This is a genomic window from Flavonifractor sp. An306 (genome assembly GCF_002159455.1).
GTDB lineage: Bacteria > Bacillota > Clostridia > Oscillospirales > Oscillospiraceae > Flavonifractor.
On record NZ_NFIQ01000044.1, the window covers coordinates 1 to 16,183 of the forward strand.

Sequence of the window (16,183 nt, forward strand, 5' to 3'; positions counted from 1 at the left end):
TGCTGTCTCCTTTCAGAATGGTGTGTCGCGACTTCATTCTACCAGAGTTCTGCAAACCATGTCTCTTCTCATCCTTTTTTCAATTTGCGAAAATTATTGTACCTTATCCGCCGTGTCCTTTTTACTTTTTCAGAGCCCCCATAATCTCCATCAAATAAAAAAAGTATAGCCCCTCCATCGGAGTATTCTGGTTATCAATATGAAATATCGCAGTACAATAGTAAATGTATAATTTCATGCGCTTGCGTGACTTTGTGTCATGCAGGCGCTTTTTGTTGCCCGCACTTCGAGACAAAGTGTCCCGAGGTTCGGAGCAGCTCCCCTGGGTGCCGCTCCCCGCCGGGCCCCGTTTCGGTCACTCATCCACCCAACACCGAAACGGAGGTTTAACTATGACTACAATCAATCTGAAAGATTTTTATTATTGGTACACACAGGATCAGTTTATCGAGGTTTCTGACGAGGTAGCCGAGGTGTTTGTGGCCGATGCTCGTCACGAAATGGCTTACCAGCGGCGGCTCTCCCGGCATAAGGCGCAGTATTCCCTGGATTGTGAGGACGGGATCGAATACTCGGCCTGCCTGCATGAGCCCACGCCCGAAGAGCTGCTGGAGCGCAAGGAGCGGTTTGTCCGGCTCTGGAACGCGCTCAATTCTTTGCCGGAAGCCCAGGGCCGCAGGATCGATGCCCATATCATTCTTGGCAAGAGCATCAAAGAAATTGCCGAGGCCGAAGGCGTACATGAAGAGTCTGTCCGGCAGTCCATCAAACGCGGGCTTGAGCAGATGAAAAAAACTTTTTAATTTTTTGCTTTTCCCCACTTGGAAATGATCAAAAAATGTCTCGGTTAATGAGAGGAGGAGTTCTTCTCTCTGCAAGTGAACTAGGGCGGCCCCGAGCATAGCGCGGGGAGCCAGGCGGCGGGTGCGCGGTGACTTCTTCCACGGAAGGACGAGCGAATACCACCAGCGCCGCAAATGGAGCTGGCCATCCCACGGCCACGATCCGCCAGAGGACAGGCTGGCCGCCTGCCCCTCCGGGCCGCCCTCTCATCTGCAAGGGAACGCCGCGCCGAGTATTGTTGTCTTTGGACAGGTCAAGGAAATGGGCGCGGCGTTCTCTAAATTTCAAACAGGAGGGAGACGATATGAAAGCGGTGTTATATTGCAGGGTGGACGGCCCTCAAACCTCTTTTGCCCTTGATGCAATTAAGGGACAACAGTTATATCTCATGGACTTTGCAAAGAAAAACAATATGGAAATCGCGGGGATATATCTGGATGTGGGGTATCATGGCCGGACAATGGATCGTCCCGGCTTACAATCTGTGATGCAGGCTGTGAAAGAGGGCAACGCCGATGTGATTTTGGTTACAAATTATAACCGCTTATATCGCGGGCGTTTCCCAAAGGAATTGCAGGAGCTCCCGGTTGTTTCATTGAAGGAGCAAAGTCGAAAAAGAGAACGAGGAGGAAAAGAGCATGACATTTGATCCTGCGCTGGCCGCTATTGGGACTTGTGGCCTTATTGCTTAGTAGATTGCATGTTACCATTTGCAAATTTCTAAAAAAGATTATATTACTGGAAATTTCATGGTTACTGAGCCAACTCTTTATTACTGGTTATGATTTAAGTACATTTACGCTGTTATACTAAAACAAAATAGGCAATAAATATGACCTTGTAAGCAGTGCTTATTTCTGATATCATATCAGTGTGAACAATTGGGGATCGCCGTATGGCGATCCCTTTTTCGCTACATATTTTTGCCCCAAAGCATGACATTCTAAAAAATGGTAATAATGACGGTGAGGGGGTTATGGGAATGAAACAGGAATATCAAGATAGAAAAGACACGCAGGCACTGGTAGATATCCGAGATGTGAAACTAGACAGCAGTTTGGAGCAGACGGAACGCATCCGGTCATTCCTCCGGCAGATCAAGAACCCCTACCGTTTTAAGGTGGGAGATGTTGTCGTCGATGTGGCCTATACAGAGGGGAGCGCTACCCTGAACGATTGCTTTGCGGATATGCTGTCGATCCTGTAATGATTTACCACAAGATGCGGCTGGACATTCTGAGGAAGCTGTGATAAGATAAACACGGACAAAATCAGTGAAACTCCAGTCGTTATAGGTGGTCCGGCCACCAATATTACGACAGGAGCGGTAGCTATGCTGATTTCATCAGATCAGATCTATAAAGCCGCCGACTACCTTAGACTTTCTAAGGAAGACGGCGACTTTTCTTTTTCCAGCAAAAAAGCGGAGAGCGACAGCATCTCCAGCCAGAGAAAAATCATTGAGCGGTTTGTGGCGCAGCGGCCCGATATTGAGCTGGTCGCGGAATTTGTCGATGACGGCTGTACAGGAACTAATTTTGAGCGGCCCCAGTTCCAGAAAATGATGGAAGCGGTGAAGGCGGGAAAAATCAACTGTATCATCGTCAAGGACTTGTCCCGGTTTGGCCGAGAGTATATCGACGCAGGCCGCTACATTGAGAAGATATTTCCTCAGCTTGGGGTGCGCTTTATCGCGGTCAACGACAATTACGACAGCCTCAGCTTCTCTACGAGCGACAGTCTGATCGTCCCCATCAAGAATTTTCTTAACGACTCATATTGCCGGGACATCTCCATCAAAGTGCGGAGCAACTTTGAGAGCCGAAGAAAAAACGGAGAATTTGTCTCCAACTATACCCCTTATGGATACCTGCGTGCCCCGGATGATAAAACACAGCTTGTCATAGATGAGGTGGCCGGTGAAGTCGTCCGGGATATTTTCCGGTGGAAGATCGAGGGGATGAGCCCGGTGACCATCGCGGAAAAGCTGAATGCCCGCGGGGTTTTGCCCCCGTCCGAGCACAAACGTTCTCTCGGCATCAAATATAAGACCGCCTTTCAAACAAATGCCCGTAGCAAGTGGAGCCCCAAAACAGTGATCCGGATTCTCACCAACGAGGTCTATACCGGCGTACTGATCCAGGGAAAGCGCACCACACCAAATTATAAGGTAAAGCACACCATCATTAAGGATGAACAGGATTGGTGTCGGATCGAAAATGCCCATGAGCCCATCATCCAGGTGCGGGAATTTGAATTGGTCCAGAAGCTGATGCAGGAGGACAGCCGACGGACATCCGGCTCGGAGACCGTCTATCCACTGTCCGGCCGGGTCTATTGCGGGACCTGCGGCACCCTGGCAAAACGGCACTCCGTTACCTATAATGGATCGAAATATGCCTATTACACCTGCCCCAATACAGCCAAGGGAAGCAGCTGTGAAAAGCGCAGGATTTCCGAAAAGGAGCTGGAGAGCACCGTCCTGGCCATCTTGCGATCTGAGATCAAGCTGATCTTGAACATGGAGCGGGCTCTGAGACAGATTGAGGAACTGGCTTGGGAGCACCGGGAGACGGACCGGCTGGATAAGGCGATCGAGGTAAAAGCGGCCGAGATGGAGAAATGCCGGACGATGAAGGTCAGCATATATGAGGATCTGCAGGACGGCCTGATCTCGCAGGAAGAGTTCCTTCAGATGAAAGAGGGCTACTCTCAGCAGATCGTTGAAATCGAGAAGGACATCGGTAAATTGAAGAGAGAACGGGCCATGATCCAGGACGGTGTGGCAAATCGAAGCGGCTGGCTTTCCCAGTTTCGGAAGTATCAGAACCTGCCGAGCCTGAGCCGTGCCACAGTCGTCAATCTGGTGGATAAGATCGAACTGTATCCCGACAAGAAGATCCGGGTCGTTCTTCGCTATCAGGATCAGCTCGTCAACATGGTGGAGTTTCTGCGGAACCAGGATGCGGTAGAGGGCCTTCCTGAAGCGGAGGTGAGCTGACCATGGCAAGAAAAAAGAGAACGGCGTCGGTGCCAGTGAAAGCAGCCGCCCAGAAAATGCCCATCACATTCAACACAGGACTCTATGCCCGCCTCTCCGTGCTGGACAATGGCAAGACAGATGGTGACCCGATCGAAAGCCAGGTCAAGATCATCAAGCAGTACCTCGCTGAGCACCCGGAGCTGAGACTGACGGATCAATACCTGGATAACGGCTATTCCGGCGTTAGCTTTGAACGGCCCCAGTGGGAGCGGCTGATGCGGGATGTAAACGCCGGCAAGGTCAACTGCATCATCGTCAAGGACTTGTCCCGTCTGGGCAGAAACTATATCGAAACCGGTAATTTTCTGGAGCGCGTCTGTCCGAAGCTGGGCATTCGATTCATTTCCGTCAATGACAACTACGACACGCATAACATCCGTTCCCAGGATGAATTGACCGTCTCCGTCAAGAATATCGTAAACGACTATTATGCGAAGGATATTTCCATGAAATCCGGAGCGGCATTGAAGGCCAAGCGTCAGAACGGAGAGTATATCGGCAGCTATGCCCCCCACGGCTATCGCAAGGACCCTGAAAACAAGAATCGCCTTCTGGTCGATCCGAAAACAGCGCCGGTGATTCGTCAGATTTATGAGTGGCGTGCCCAGGGGCTCGGTTATGGGACGATCACCCGGATGCTCAATGAACGGGATATTCCATCGCCGGGCCGGTATCGGTTTGAGCATGGGATCATTACCAACAATAACAAGAGAGGCAGCGCACTGCTGTGGAACCGCCATGCCCTTTCCGATATTCTCCGCAATATCGTCTATATCGGACATCTGGCGCAGGGAAAATGCACGGCGAGCCTGATTCGTGGGATACCGGCCCACCGCGTCCCGGAGACAGAGTGGGACGTCGTCTATAACACCCATGAGCCCATCATCTCACAAGAGCTTTTTGACCGGGTCCAGGAGGTAAATGAGGCCGCCGCAAAGGCCTATAAGGCTGTATACGGCACGTGCGGCCACCTGCCTGTACGGAGTAACCCTTATCGGGAGAAGCTGGTCTGCGCGGACTGCGGGACCCAGCTGAAGCTCTATCGGAGCATCAGCCAGAACCGAAAAAAGGCATATTTCACTTATATTTGCCCGACTTATGAGGAACACCGTGAACTGCAGTGCGTGAAAAAGTCGATACGCTGTGATGACCTGGATACCGCTGTTTTGGAGGCGCTGCGGGTACAGATCCAGCTTTTCTGCAATACCCAGACGGTTCTTATGAAACTGGCGGAACGGAGAACGTCCGGCTGCCCCCATGACGCGCAGGCAAATAGCGAGATACACAAACTCCAGCAGGAAATCAAGCGGAAACAGGGATATGCCCTGGCGCTGTACGAGGACTACAAGTCCGGGCTCCTGACAAAGGAAGAATGTACTATGGCACGGGAGCAGTACCAAACGGAGATCGAGGCCCTGAAGGAAGAGGCGGAACGTCTGGAGCGCCCCGAGGACAGCGTTTCCATAGCCATTGAAAAGGCAAAAGAGTGGGAAAATCGGTTCGAGGAATACCGCCGCGCCGAGCAGGTCTCACAAGAACTGATCGCAGCCTTTGTGGACCGGATTCAGGTCTGGGCGGACGGTTCCATCAAAATCACGTTCCTCTTTGACAATGAGTTGAAAGCCATTCAGGCCCAATGCAAATCGCTGCGAGAGGAGGTGGCCTGATATGCTGCAAAAACTTGCAGCATATTACCGGACTTCGCTGGAAGACTTTAACCGCGCGCACGGTCTGACTGACCAGAGCCAGTCCATTGGAAATCAGAGAAAAGTCATCATGGAATATCTGCGCGGAAGTGAGGAGCTGTCCGGTTACTCTGTCCTCGAATTTATCGACGACGGACTGACGGGCACCAATACCGACCGCCCCCAATTCCAGGCCATGATCGAGGCGGCCCGCCGGGGAGAGGTGTCCTGCATCGTTGTAAAGGACCTGTCCCGTTTTGGACGGAACTACCTGGATGTGGGCGACTACCTCGAACACATTTTCCCGTTTCTGGGTGTGCGGATCATCGCTGTCAACGATGGCTATGACAGCCAGAAATATATTGGCATGACCGGCGGCATGGACGTTGCCTTCCGCAACTTTATGTATGAGAATTACAGCCGGGATCTTTCCATAAAAGTCCGCTCTGCCATGCAGGCGCGCATGAAGGACGGTCGGTTTGTGAACCACGTGCCATACGGATACCGAAAGCACCCATCAGACAAGCACCAGATGGTGCCGGATGAAGAGACGGCGCCCATCGTCCGTGAGATCTTTCTCTCTATCATTGCCGGGAAAAGCACCACACAAATCGCCAGGGAGCTCAATGCGCGAGGTGTGCTTACCCCCCTAGAGTATAAGCAGCACCGTCTCAAGCCGGCCTGCCGGGAGCGTGATCTCATGTGGTCCCATGTGACCGTCCTCAATATCCTCCGAAATATCAAATACACCGGCTCTATGGCCAACCATATTCGAGAGAACCGCTATATGAGAGACCGGAACCAACGCAGAGTCCCAAGAGAAGAGTGGATCGTCACAGAGGGGACGCATGAAGCCATTGTAACGAAGGAGGAGTATGAAGCTGCGCAAGCTCAGATCAGGTCGGTGAAAAAGCATGGGCGAAAACCGCCGGATGGTTCAGACCGCGTGTTCTATTGCGGCCACTGCGGACGCAAGCTGCGGAAATCATTTGGCCTGGACACGTATTTTGCCTGCGACACTCAGCTCTACCAGGAGCAGGCTCCCTGTGCTGACATCCGATGGAGTAAGACGGACTTGGAAGCGGTCCTCATCCCCATCTACCGCACGCGGCTTGAGCTGATGGGAGAGCAGACTCGAAACCTCCAGACCGCATTTCACAGAAATCCTAAGCCGAGCTGGGATAACCGATTGGAGAAAATCGACCAGGAGATCACCAGACAGAACGCCCGGAAATTCCAATACTATGAGGAATACCGGGGCGGAGCAATGAGCCGGGAACTGTTTCTTCAGCGGAAAAACGCGCTGGCTGACCGAGTCACTGAACTGCAGGCGGAGCGCACAAGAATCGAAGCAGAACGGCAACGGGAGCAAGAGGCTCAGTCTGAACACCTCGCAGTCCAGCGTGAGGCGGAAGAGTATCTGTCGGCCTCCGCAGAGGGCGGTGAGGCGTTCAAAGCGAGCATGTATGACGCGATCGATCGGGTCACGGTGTTCAGCGACCATCATATTGAGGTGCGTTGGAAATTTGAAGACCTGTTCGCAAAACTCTACAAGCAAGAAAGGAGAGCCGTATGAAGGCTGCACTGTATTTGAGAGTCGCTAACGACGACCAGAACGAGGCCATCTCCGCGCAAGAACTCTATTTAAGAGACTGGGCCAATAAGCAAGGCTATGAAGTAACGTCTGCATTTCATGATATGGCCCCGGGGACATCTCTGGAGCGGCCGGGACTGCAAACTCTTCTCAGCGCATTGGATTCCAAACAATTTGATGCTGTTTTGGTAAAGGGAGCGGATCGGTTGCTCAGAAATCTTCAGCTTGTTCCGAAACTGGCCGATACATTCCAGCGTGCAGGTGTTCGAGTCATTTCTCCCTCGGAGCCTGACGATGTGTTCGGAACGGCTCAGCAGGTACTGACTGCGCTCAATGCAGAATGGAGCAAGCAGTTCTGCTAAGAGAGCGTCCCAATGTAAGCAACTATACGGTAAAATCAAGAGGCAGCCTGAAACATCAGGCTGCCTCTTGACTTAGTTCGTCATTATCACGAAAATTATGCCTATACACATTTCGAAGGGAAATTTCCAGCATATATCACAATGGATTCCCACATTTTTTGTGCAAAATACATACGTTTTATGTTTTGTTTGACACATTGGAGTACCCTTTTTCTACTGAATAAGTGTCCTGCACCGATTTGGGGCGAGTCGTCTTTTTTGGAGTTCTAAAAAATTTTCCATATTTTTCTGATGGAAAAGTGGTGTATATGTCTTAAAATAGAGGAATATGACGATAAAAAATTGCACAACTGATTTTTTATATTTAGCTTGACACATTAGGACGATCTGGGTCGGGTGGTCATCCCAAAGGAAATTCGCCGGACCATGCGTATCCGGGAGGGCGACCCGTCACAGAACACATTGGAACAGTGGGAGCGGTACTGCACCGGTATGCTGCGCCTGGCCAGCCGGGGCGGCTGGGGAAAGGCATGAGAAAAAGGGAATGCGGATTGTTTGCTTTTCTTTTTAGAAGGCCTGTGATATAATCAAAAATTGACAGAATTCCTGACAATCCTGCCGATTGTGACATAAAGGAGTAGAGCATGTCCAAAGTTCTTTTCACTGCATCCACCTACTCCCACATTGTGAATTTCCACCGGCCCTATCTGGCGGCCTTCCGGCAGCTGGGCTGGACGGTGGAGGTGGCATGCGGCGGTACGCCTATGGAGATCCCGGAGGCCCATCGGGTGGTATACATACCTTTTGAGAAAGAGATGCTGTCTCCCCGTAATATGACGGCCTGGCGGCAGCTGCGGCGGCTCATGAAGGAAGAACGGTATGATCTGGTGAGCTGCCACACGTCCCTGGCCTCCTTTTTCACCAGAATGGCGGTACGGGGGCTCCGAAACCGGCCCAAGGTGGCCTGTGTTGCCCACGGCTATTTATTTGGAGAGGATACCTCCGCTGTGAAAGGAATGCTCCTGAAAGGGGCGGAGCGCCTGGCGGCTCCGGTCACCGACCTGCTGATGACCATGAACCACTGGGATACCCAATATGCCGAGGCCCATCAGCTGGGCAAACAAATTGTGGAGGTACCGGGCATCGGACTGGACACCGGCCGCCTGCGGCCGGTGAGCGGCGAGGAGCGGGCGGCCCTGCGGTCAGAGTGGGGTGTCGGGGAAAGCGACGTTCTGCTTCTGTACGCCGCGGAGTTTTCCGGCCGGAAGAGCCAGCAGGTGCTCATACGGGCGGTTGCCCGCCTGCCGGAGCGGGTCAAGCTGGCCCTGCCCGGCCAGGGCGCCTTACGGGAGGAATGCATGGCCCTGGCGGCCCAACTGGGTGTGGAGGAGCGGGTGCTCTTTCCCGGCCAGGTCCAGATGGCCCCATGGTATGGGGCGGCGGATCTGGCGGTGTCAGCCAGTCGCAGCGAGGGCCTGCCCTTTAATATTATGGAGGCCATGTACTGCGGCCTGCCGGTGGTGGCCAGCCGGGTGAAGGGCCACACCGACCTGCTGGAGGAATCGGGGGCTGGGCTGCTCTACCCCTACGGGGACTGGGCGGCCTGCGCCGGGTGTATTCAGGAGCTGCTTCAGGACCCGGAGCTGGCGGACCGGATGGGAGAGCGAGGCCGTCAGGCGGTGGAGGCCTATACCCTGGACCGGGTACAGCCGATGGTGATGGCCCAGTATGGGACGCTGGCGCCGCTGGGTCAGCCTGCCTCCGCGGGATCTGTGTAATAGAGGGGAAAGCTTTGACATGATTAAGGAAAACCAGCGCACTCTGAATTCCATCAATGTGCTGTTGGACGCACTCATCCTTTTTATCGCCATGCCGGTGGCCTTCTACATCCGGTTTCATATTCTGCATAACGGCATCATCGCGGTGCCGCTGTCCGCCTATATGCTGCTGCTGCTCTTTCTGATCCCCTCTCATCTGGTGACCTTTGCCACCATGGGACTGTATGAGTCGTTGCGGAAGCGGACCCTCAGCTGGGAGCTTACCCGGGTGTTCTGGGGATGCCTCATCAACTACATTTTGGCGCTGACGGGATTGTTCCTCTATAAAGGGATACATTTCTCCCGCGGCGTGCTGGCAATTTTCGTATGTCTGTCCTTTTTGGTGATGTGCGCGAAGCGGGCCTGCCTCCGCTCGGTGCTTCACCACTTCCGGCAGCAGGGCTTTAACCAGAAGCATGTGCTGCTGGTGGGGGACAGCCATATGGCGGTGCGGTATGTCCAGGTGATCAACCGGCAGAAGGAGTACGGCTATCTGATCGACGGCTACCTGGCGGAGCATGACTCCATTCCGGGCCTTACCTATTTGGGCAGCGTCAAGGCGCTGGAAAAGGTGCTGGAGCGCAGACGCCCCGATGAGGTGGTGGTGGCCCTTCCGGCGGAGGAGTTCCGGTTTACCAGAGAAGTGATCGAGGCCTGTGAAAAGGACGGCATCAAGCTCTCCATGATTCCCTTTTACGCCGAATATATCCCCTCCAATCCCCAGTTTGACAATATCGAGGGGATACCTCTCATGAATATCCGGCATATCCCTCTGGACAACTGGATGCATGCCGCCGCCAAACGGACACTTGACATTGTAGGCTCTCTGGCGCTCATCATCTGCACCTCGCCCATTATGCTGATTGCGGCCATCGGTGTGCGGTTGTCCTCCCCCGGTCCTGTGATTTTCAAGCAGGAGCGGGTGGGGCGCAACAAGAAGCCCTTCATGATGTACAAGTTCCGCTCCATGCGGGTGAATGCTGCCCAGGATACCGGCTGGAGCCGGAATACAGATCCCCGTAAGACCAGATTCGGCGCGATCCTGCGGAAGTTTTCCATTGATGAACTGCCCCAGTTTTTCAACGTCCTCAAGGGAGATATGAGTCTGGTAGGCCCCCGGCCGGAGGTGCCCCACTATGTCCAGCAGTTCAAGGAGGAGATTCCGCTGTACATGGTCAAGCATCAGGTGCGCCCCGGCATCACCGGCTGGGCCCAGGTCAACGGCCTGCGGGGAGATACCTCCATCGAGGAGCGGATCCGGTACGATATCTACTATATCGAGAACTGGAATTTCTTTTTTGACCTGAAGATTTTGTTTATGACGCTGGTCAAAGGTGTGGTCAATCAGGAAAAATTGTAGGCCAGAGCCTGGGTGTGAGATAGACAGAAATGGAAAACCGTGGTACAATAACACGATAAACCATGGCATGTGTGCCATGCGGTTGGGAGGAACAGCATGTCAACCCGTAGAACACATAAACCTGCTTCAGATCTGGCGCAAGCCGGCTGGAACTGGAAAGAGACCGGCCTGATCGCCGGGCTGATTCTGATTTTTTTCCTGGTCATCTGCCTGAGCAGTGTTTCTACTGCGAAAGGCGTGGCGTTGGTTGCGGCTATCTGCGCAATTGCGGCTTTGGTGTACCGGCATAAGCAGTTTGCGGCGCGGCTGTCCATACCCTTTTTGGCGCTGAGCCTATGGGTGATCATGAACGGCGTCTCAACCCTGTATGCCGTCTCGGGTAAGTTTGCCCTGCGCTCCTTTGTGGTGCTTTTAATCTCCTTTTGCTGCGTTATTTTGCTGTTGGCCTTTGCCAAGGGCGAGCATGGTATGTTGGGCCGAAACTTTGCCACTGTTCTGGAGGGAACTGCAGCTGTCGCGGGCCTGGTGAGCATCGATCTGCTCTCCACTCGCCTGATCAGTACGCCGGTGCTGGGCCTGCTGGGCCTGTTCACTCAGGATTATGCCTATTTGACGCCAGTGGAAGTGGGCATCCGGATGAACTCCATTTTCACCAATCCCAACGTGTTTGCCGGGTGCATGGGTATCGGCGTGTTTCTCTCTCTGGGCCTGGCGGGCACCTCCAGGCAGGCAGGTCACCGCAGGTTCCATCTGGTGTGCCTCTATATCAATGCCCTGTCCTTCCTGCTGGCATTCAGTATGGGCGGCAGCGGTACCATTGCCGTGGGGTTTTTGATCTACCTGCTGCTGGAGCGGAGGCAGTCCAGAGGAAGCGCCCTGGTGCTGATGGTGGAGACCCTGATCCTGGTGGGCGCTGGGGGCGTGCTGGTATCCGCCACCTCTCTGGTGGAATGGACTGGATTCCAGCCGGTACCGCTGGTCTGTGTTGTGGTTGGCGCGGCGCTGCTGTGCGTGGCCGACCAGTTCGTGGGCCAGCGGCTGGGTAAGGCCCTGGAGGGGCGTACCCGTGTGGTGCCCATCCTGATTGGCGCCGTGGTGGCGCTGTTGGTGGTCTTTGCGGTTGTAGCCATGCAGATGACCGGTCCGGCGTCTCTGAACGCGGGAGAGACCCTGCGCCGGTCGGCCTACCCTGAACCTGGCTCCTATACCCTGTCTGTTACGGCGGACGGACCGATCAATGTGACTCTGGAGAGCCAGAACAAAGAGGATACCATGATGCATACCAGTACGGTTATCTATTCCGGCCCCGCCGACGGAGCGGCGGTGGAGGTGCCGGAGGACAGTATTGTGGTGTACGCCAATTTCTCCGCGGATGCTCCGGTGACGCTGGAGCGTGTGGCTTTAGAGGGAAGCGGCGGTGCTGTCGAGTTCCCCCTGGGCTATCAGCTGCTGCCCGACTTCATCGCCAACCGTATGCAGGGCCTGTGGGCCAACCAGAACGCCATTCAGCGTGTGGTGTTCTTTGAGGACGGCATGAAGCTGTTCCAGCGCAGCCCTGTGATTGGTCTGGGTATGGGGGCCTATGAAAACGGCATTGTCAGCGTGCAGTCCTTCTATTATGAGACCAAGTACGCCCACAACCATTATATTGAGTCCCTGGTGGAAACCGGTGTTGTGGGTCTGATCCTCTTCGTGGGGGTGCTGGTTACCGCGCTGATTGCTGTGATCAAATCCCGCCGCAAGCCGGAGGAGGAATCCAATCCTTTGACTGCCGCACTGGGCGGCGCACTGGTCTTTATGGCCGGACATGCCGCTGTGGAAGTCGTGTTTTCCTACTATGCCTATCTCCCCCTGGCCTTCGGCGTATTTGGCCTGATTGCCCTGTGCTGCGGCCAGACTATGCCTCTGTCCTTTGTGAAGGAGGGTGTGCGGAAGGGCGTGACCTGGGTATTGGCAGTTCTGATACTGGCCTATACTGTGCTGCTGGGCTGTAATGTCTATGCAAAATCCCTGGTGGAGCGGGAGCAAAGCTTTGCCTCGTTGGAGAGCGCCATTACCCTGGACCGCTTTGAATGGGCGGACTATATGCTGTCCTATGTGCTCAGCTACATGCAGATGGAGGCGCCGTCGCAAGAGATCCAGGACAACGCGGCAATCTATGCCTCAAAATTGCAAGAGGTGGATTCCAATACCATTCCCCTCTATCTGGCCCAGTATTATTTTGAGCAGCAGGACGCTGACCAGGCTTTCGCTATGCTGGATAAGTACACCGATTATGTAGCGGCGGATCCGGATACCTGGGAGCAGGCCTTTCATGTCATCATTCAGTATTACCAGGATGATCCGGTGTACCTGGAAGGCGTAACAGCTCTGTATCAAAAAATGTTGGCCTGGAATGCGGAGCATATGGGTACGCTGACCCTGTCTGAGAGTACCATGGGTTGGTTGGAGCAGCTTGGGCTTGCGTAAAAGAGAATAAGTTGGGGCTACGCCGGTGCTGCAGTTTGCAGCTCCGGCGTAGCCCATGATATGAGTACAAGATAACAAATTTGTAAATATTAAAACCGTAATTGAATAGAGTTAAAGTTAAATGCTTCCAAATTTAGTTGAGAGAGGATTGAAAACATTTATATTATATGATAAAATAACTCACAATGGGTGGCTTATACAGTTTTGCTATAAAACTTTTAATGGACAAAATATATAATCTATTTAAAACTATGCTGGTAGAGGTATCTGTATGGCGGAAATTAAGCTGTTTGTCTGTTGCCACCAGCCTGCCCAAGTACCTGCTCACCCGCTACTGGCTCCCATCCAGGTGGGGGCGGCTTTGGCAGACACCCGTTTTTCGGCCTTTCTACACGACGATGTTGGGGACAACATTTCTGAAAAAAACCGCAACTACTGTGAACTGACCGCTGAATATTGGGCTTGGAAAAACGTCGATATCGATTACTATGGCTTTTTTCACTATCGGCGCTATCTGTATCCTGATCTCAGTGCCAGGCGTCCCTACCGTATTGAGCGAGAGCCCTCAATTCCTCTTCTGAACAAGCTGGGCTATCAGGGGTTTTCGGAGTTAATCCAGCAGTATGACCTGATCGTTCCCAAAGGGGAGAATATGTATCTTCCTGTACGGGAGCATTATGCGGACGCGCCATTCCACCATCAGAAGGATCTAGAGCTGATAGAGAAGATTGTGCGTCAACGACATCCAGATATGATCCCTGCTCTGGAGCGGTATCTGTCAGATACTATCTGCTATTTTGGAAATATTTTTATTATGAAACGGCAGATTTTCCACGATTATTGTACTTGGCTGTTTTCGTTGCTGGAGGAGTTTGATTGGTGGGCAGATCTGTCCGGCTATTCACCCCAGGAACGCCGGGTGGATGGCTACCTGGCCGAGCGCTTGTTGGGAGTCTACCTCACAGCAGAACAGGACGGATTACGTTTTTTGGAATTGCCACGTGTGCATTTTGAACCATCTGTTGCTCTATGGAGCAAAAAGAAACTGCTGTCTGCTGCCCTGCCGCCGGGTACCCGGCGGCGAGCAATGATAAAAAGTATGAGGAAGCTCTGAAAATGGACAACAGGACCGTAAAAATCAGTGTGATTGTACTGACTTATAATCATGAGAAATATATTAGACAGGCACTGGATAGTATTCTGATGCAGGATACAGCTTTTCGATATGAAATTTTAATTGGAGACGACGCATCAACCGATCATACTGTAAAAATTATTATTGAATATGCGTCAAAGTATCCAGATATAATAGTTCCTTTTCTAAGAAAGAAGAATATAGGAGCGACAAAAAATCTTTATGATTTATTAACTAGGGCAAAAGGAGACTATATTGCAAATTTAGAAGGAGATGATTTTTGGACAGATGATCAAAAGCTGCAGTTGCAAACGGAGTGGTTAGAAGAGCATCCTGAATATATGGGCTGCTATCATTTGTGTAAAACCATTGATGAAAATGGTTATGAAGTAAGAACTCCAAAATGGGTTCGTGAAAAAGATTTTTTTAGTCTGAAAGATTTTGGTGGTGTATTTTTGCCAGGACATCCATCAACATGGATTTACCGTAATATATATCGAGAGCCTAGGTACGATTACACCGTGATATATAAGGCACACACGTTAATTGCGGATAGAACGATAGCAACAATACTGCTATCACAGGGTAACTTTGGGTTTATATCTCGTACAATGAGTTGCTATCGGAGCATAATAAAGAAGAATGGACAAAATGTCACATCAAAACTCTTTGTAGAGAACGATGATAGTAAGTTGATAGAATATCAGCTTACTCTTAAATTAGAGGCCTATGCCCAAAATGAACTAAAAGTGCATGTAGATTTTTCACGGTTTCGGCGGTTGCTTTTTATAAAATCTATTATCAAACTGCTAATAAAACCTTCTCATAAAAGGTGGCTGTGTGCTAAGGGTATTATTTCTCTTAGATTGCGTGCATTTATGAGTGTAAAAGGAGATTATTGATGTGATAGAAATTGGAGGTTATTTTGAGCTGCAAAATTTTCAAGGGCGTGAATATCATGAAAAAGCCCTGCGCTTTAATGCGGCTCGATACGGAATAGCCTATGAAGCAAATGTAAAACACCTGCGAACAGTATATATTCCTGCGTATTTGTGCAATAGTGTAGCTGATACACTGCGAGCTTCTGGCATTAGAGTTGATACGTATCCTATTTCACGGGAATGGATGCCGATTTTTGACAAATCTCTTCAGGATGATGAAGCACTTTTAATTGCAAACTATTTTGGCCAGATTGAAAATGATATGATTGCCGATTTTCGTGATCGTTTCCACAATATTATAGTAGATAATATTCAATCATTTTTTCAGAGACCAGTAGACGGTGTTACCACAGTATATAGTTGTAGAAAATATTTTGGAGTTCCTGATGGCGCATATTTGTACACAAGTGCAGATGAAGCTGTGTATAGTTTACTTGACCAGGACCTATCTGCTGCGCGGCTGGGATTCCTTGCTGGCAGATTTGAAGAAGGAGCTCAAAAGTACTACATTGATTCCCGCAAAAATGAAGATATTATTGACCAGGCAGGCCCTCGCAAGATGTCTGCGATAACTGAAAATCTACTCAGAGCAGTAGACTATGATTGGTGTATAGCAAAAAGAGTGGAGAATGTATCCTTTTTGGAACGTAGGTTGGATCAGTATAATCAAATTAGAGTGAAAAATCATGCGGGACTGTTTATGTACCCGCTTTTGCAGTTTTCTCATAAAGATTTGCGGAATGAATTAATTTCACGAAAGATTTTTGTTCCCAAGTTATGGCCCGAATTGAGTATACCCGTTTCTAAATATTCTACTGAATGGCGAACCGCTGAGGAAATAGTGTGGCTTCCAATTGACCAACGTTATACTTTATCAGATATGGAGTATATGACGGATATAATTTATGAAATATGTGGGTGGAATTTGTAAATT

13 protein-coding genes and 1 pseudogene are annotated in these 16,183 nt (G+C 51.3%); all 14 read left to right on the forward strand.

Annotated elements, in window-relative coordinates:
• Window positions 1–392 precede the first annotated feature (392 nt).
• The 14 genes and pseudogenes from B5F88_RS11785 (at window position 393) to B5F88_RS11850 (ending at window position 16,180) form a co-directional block, all read left to right on the forward strand.
• Window positions 393–803, forward strand: coding sequence for a sigma-70 family RNA polymerase sigma factor (locus B5F88_RS11785; protein ID WP_057572714.1), 411 nt, complete (start codon window positions 393–395; stop codon window positions 801–803).
• A gap of 344 nt (window positions 804–1,147) precedes the next feature.
• Window positions 1,148–1,492, forward strand: a complete 345-nt coding sequence (locus B5F88_RS11790; RefSeq protein ID WP_087346200.1) for a recombinase family protein — start codon at window positions 1,148–1,150, stop codon at window positions 1,490–1,492.
• 333 nt (window positions 1,493–1,825) lie between these two features.
• Complete coding sequence (locus B5F88_RS11795) at window positions 1,826–2,050, forward strand: DUF6870 family protein (RefSeq protein ID WP_087346279.1); 225 nt, start codon at window positions 1,826–1,828, stop codon at window positions 2,048–2,050.
• 126 nt (window positions 2,051–2,176) lie between these two features.
• Window positions 2,177–3,844 carry a recombinase family protein gene (locus tag B5F88_RS11800; RefSeq protein ID WP_087346203.1) on the forward strand — a complete coding sequence of 556 codons (1,668 nt, stop codon included), beginning with the start codon at window positions 2,177–2,179 and terminating at the stop codon, window positions 3,842–3,844.
• Between the two features lie 2 nt (window positions 3,845–3,846).
• On the forward strand, window positions 3,847–5,553 hold the full coding sequence (locus B5F88_RS11805) for a recombinase family protein (protein ID WP_087346206.1): 1,707 nt from the start codon (window positions 3,847–3,849) through the stop codon (window positions 5,551–5,553).
• Window position 5,554: 1 nt separating this feature from the next.
• Window positions 5,555–7,147 (forward strand): recombinase family protein, encoded by a 1,593-nt coding sequence (locus tag B5F88_RS11810; RefSeq protein ID WP_087346209.1) that lies wholly within the window; start codon window positions 5,555–5,557, stop codon window positions 7,145–7,147.
• A complete protein-coding gene (locus B5F88_RS11815) occupies window positions 7,144–7,527 on the forward strand; it encodes a recombinase family protein (RefSeq protein ID WP_087346212.1) in 384 nt (127 codons plus the stop codon). Before B5F88_RS11810 ends, B5F88_RS11815 begins: the two co-directional genes overlap by 4 nt.
• Before the next feature lie 387 nt (window positions 7,528–7,914).
• Window positions 7,915–7,983 (forward strand): annotated as a pseudogene (locus B5F88_RS21435) (AbrB/MazE/SpoVT family DNA-binding domain-containing protein); the annotation flags it as partial.
• 188 nt (window positions 7,984–8,171) lie between these two features.
• Window positions 8,172–9,305, forward strand: coding sequence for a glycosyltransferase (locus B5F88_RS11825; protein ID WP_087346217.1), 1,134 nt, complete (start codon window positions 8,172–8,174; stop codon window positions 9,303–9,305).
• Window positions 9,306–9,324: 19 nt separating this feature from the next.
• Entirely contained in the window at window positions 9,325–10,704 is a 1,380-nt protein-coding gene (locus B5F88_RS11830; protein WP_087346220.1) for an undecaprenyl-phosphate glucose phosphotransferase, read from the forward strand.
• Window positions 10,705–10,800: 96 nt separating this feature from the next.
• Entirely contained in the window at window positions 10,801–13,173 is a 2,373-nt protein-coding gene (locus tag B5F88_RS11835; protein ID WP_087346223.1) for an O-antigen ligase family protein, read from the forward strand.
• A gap of 271 nt (window positions 13,174–13,444) precedes the next feature.
• Window positions 13,445–14,287, forward strand: a complete 843-nt coding sequence (locus tag B5F88_RS11840; protein WP_087346226.1) for a DUF4422 domain-containing protein — start codon at window positions 13,445–13,447, stop codon at window positions 14,285–14,287.
• A 2-nt stretch (window positions 14,288–14,289) separates the two neighbouring features.
• A complete protein-coding gene (locus tag B5F88_RS11845; protein WP_087346230.1) occupies window positions 14,290–15,210 on the forward strand; it encodes a glycosyltransferase family 2 protein in 921 nt (306 codons plus the stop codon).
• Window position 15,211: 1 nt separating this feature from the next.
• Window positions 15,212–16,180: a hypothetical protein gene (locus B5F88_RS11850; protein WP_087346231.1), complete on the forward strand. Its 969-nt coding sequence runs from the start codon at window positions 15,212–15,214 to the stop codon at window positions 16,178–16,180.
• Window positions 16,181–16,183: the final 3 nt, after the last annotated feature.

Excerpts from the sequence above, each read along its gene's own strand:
- B5F88_RS11785 (WP_057572714.1), top strand. The coding sequence starts at position 393 with ATGACTACAATCAATCTGAAAGATTTTTATTATTGGTACACACAGGAT.
- B5F88_RS11790 (WP_087346200.1), top strand. The coding sequence starts at position 1,148 with ATGAAAGCGGTGTTATATTGCAGGGTGGACGGCCCTCAAACCTCTTTT.
- B5F88_RS11845 (WP_087346230.1), top strand. The coding sequence starts at position 14,290 with ATGGACAACAGGACCGTAAAAATCAGTGTGATTGTACTGACTTATAAT.
- B5F88_RS11830 (WP_087346220.1), top strand. The coding sequence starts at position 9,325 with ATGATTAAGGAAAACCAGCGCACTCTGAATTCCATCAATGTGCTGTTG.
- B5F88_RS11805 (WP_087346206.1), top strand. The coding sequence starts at position 3,847 with ATGGCAAGAAAAAAGAGAACGGCGTCGGTGCCAGTGAAAGCAGCCGCC.
- B5F88_RS11840 (WP_087346226.1), top strand. The coding sequence starts at position 13,445 with ATGGCGGAAATTAAGCTGTTTGTCTGTTGCCACCAGCCTGCCCAAGTA.
- B5F88_RS11835 (WP_087346223.1), top strand. The coding sequence starts at position 10,801 with ATGTCAACCCGTAGAACACATAAACCTGCTTCAGATCTGGCGCAAGCC.
- B5F88_RS11800 (WP_087346203.1), top strand. The coding sequence starts at position 2,177 with ATGCTGATTTCATCAGATCAGATCTATAAAGCCGCCGACTACCTTAGA.
- B5F88_RS11795 (WP_087346279.1), top strand. The coding sequence starts at position 1,826 with ATGAAACAGGAATATCAAGATAGAAAAGACACGCAGGCACTGGTAGAT.
- B5F88_RS11815 (WP_087346212.1), top strand. The coding sequence starts at position 7,144 with ATGAAGGCTGCACTGTATTTGAGAGTCGCTAACGACGACCAGAACGAG.
- B5F88_RS11825 (WP_087346217.1), top strand. The coding sequence starts at position 8,172 with ATGTCCAAAGTTCTTTTCACTGCATCCACCTACTCCCACATTGTGAAT.
- B5F88_RS11810 (WP_087346209.1), top strand. The coding sequence starts at position 5,555 with ATGCTGCAAAAACTTGCAGCATATTACCGGACTTCGCTGGAAGACTTT.